The organism is Psychrobacter sp. 4Dc (genome assembly GCF_002836715.1).
In the GTDB taxonomy this organism is placed as follows: domain Bacteria; phylum Pseudomonadota; class Gammaproteobacteria; order Pseudomonadales; family Moraxellaceae; genus Psychrobacter.
In genome coordinates this window covers 1-1809 of record NZ_PJAT01000129.1, presented here as the reverse complement: position 1 = coordinate 1809, position 1809 = coordinate 1, and the positions used below count along the sequence as shown (strand labels likewise).

The window sequence follows — 1809 nt, the reverse complement described above, 5'->3', positions numbered from 1 at the left end:
GCAACCTCTAACCGTCATTAGCCGTATGATGTCTTCTATTTTAGAGTGACAGCCATGATAAGTTAAGGCATGGTCGCCAATGAATTGACGTTTGCAGTTCTTACACTGGTAGTTCTGCTTGCCATAGCTTTTTTTGCCGTGTATCGAAAAACTGGGACTGTGACAGTCGGGGCAATTGATCTGTATTTGTGTCTTCATAACCTCAAATATATCATCTTGCTTCGGCTGTCACCCTCCTTTCATCTCCTCAGCATACTTTTTGATACACCACCCATAATTTTATTGTTAGTAGTGGTTTTTATTGGTTGGTGGTATGTCAAAAACAATGTGGGAAGGATAGATGATAACAAGTTTCAGGCTTTAAAAAAGCTTGCTGAAATGGAGAGACTTGGCACTATAGATCAAGCCCCTATTCCATCATGGGCATTAGAGGCTTATTCTAACCAACAAGATTTTGTAGCCCTGTTAGTTCTTGACACTAGAAGAAAAAACATACCTGACTCTTTTTTATTAGATACGTGGAATAATAAAGATAGTAGGAAATTATTTTTTAATCTTGCAGGTGTGTTGGAAGAAAAGAATTCTTCTTTTAGGGAGCAGTCGATGGCTGTCGCGGATCTAATCATTCATAACTGGTCTAAAACATCCACTGCTGATCAACAAATCTTTATTAACGATGAACGCAGAATTGAGACATAGAGCGATTTAACAGAGACCATCCCGAATTCTGTGTAACTGCCATTTAGATTAAATGCTTACTAATGCGATCATCAAACATAATCATAAAGCGATTAAGGGCAGACGTCCAGTTACGGATCGGCATCGACCACTTTTTGGATGCCTGCTGGGTTGCTAAGTACACCACTTTGAATGCTGCCTGATCAGAGGGAAACACCTTACGCTTATTCACCACCGTTCGAATCACACTGTTTAGCGACTCTATCGCATTGGTGGTATAGATCACTCTTCTGATGTCTTTAGGATAACCAAAGAACACCGTTAAGCCCTCCCAGTTATTGCGCCAAGACTTGATGACATGCGGGTACTCTTTGCCCCATACCTCATCAAAGTGCTCAAGGTTGGCCTCTGCCATCTCAAGCGTATCAGCGCCATAGATGGCCTTTAAATCAGCTGCTACGGCCTTCTTGTCCGTCCAAGGTACGAACTTCATCGAATAGCGCACCATATGCACGATACACAGCTGAACCTGAGCGTTAGGGTAGACCGTATTGATGGCATCAGGGAAGCCTTTTAGGCCGTCTACACAGGCAATAAGAATATCTTGAACCCCGCGGTTTTGTAGCTCAGTGAGAACACCAAGCCAGAATTTAGCGCCCTCGTTCTCTGATAGCCACATGCCAAGCAGCTCTTTTTTACCATCAAGAGCAACGCCTAAGGCCAGATAGATAGCTTTGTTGATGATCTGCTTGTCCTGACGAACTTTGACGACAATGCAGTCTAAGTAGACGATAGGATAAACACTGCTCAGCGGCCGGTTCTGCCAAGCGGTGATGTCATCCAAGATGTTGTCAGTGACTCTGGAAACCAAGCTGCTTGAGATGTCGACGTCGTAGATGTCCTTGATGGTTTCGACAATCTCAGTAGTGGTTTGACCCTTGGCGTATGAGCGAGGATCAGCAAGTGTCTGGGAGACACTTGCCCGAAGCGCAAGACGTAAGGCTATGCCTGTAGTGAAATATGATTTTATCATCAAGGCCACTAATACGGGTTTGATGCTTACTGACAAGTACAGGCTCAAAGTCACCATGACGGTCTCTTGGGGTGGATATCTCAAGATCGCCTGTGTCA

Annotated in this window: 2 protein-coding genes and 1 pseudogene; 1 reads left to right on the top strand and 2 read right to left on the bottom strand. The window is 44.0% G+C overall.

Annotated elements, in window-relative coordinates; translation table 11 throughout:
* Positions 1–198, bottom strand: a 198-nt coding sequence (locus tag CXF61_RS11865) for an IS1 family transposase (RefSeq protein ID WP_193834225.1), incomplete at its 3' end; no start/stop codon positions are given.
* 84 nt (positions 199–282) lie between these two features.
* Between CXF61_RS11865 and CXF61_RS11860 the strand changes: the two genes are divergently transcribed.
* Positions 283–699 (top strand): hypothetical protein, encoded by a 417-nt coding sequence (locus CXF61_RS11860; protein ID WP_165598333.1) that lies wholly within the window; start codon positions 283–285, stop codon positions 697–699.
* A gap of 43 nt (positions 700–742) precedes the next feature.
* Here the strand turns inward: CXF61_RS11860 and CXF61_RS11855 are convergent.
* A pseudogene (locus CXF61_RS11855) lies at positions 743–1809 on the bottom strand (IS256 family transposase); the annotation flags it as partial.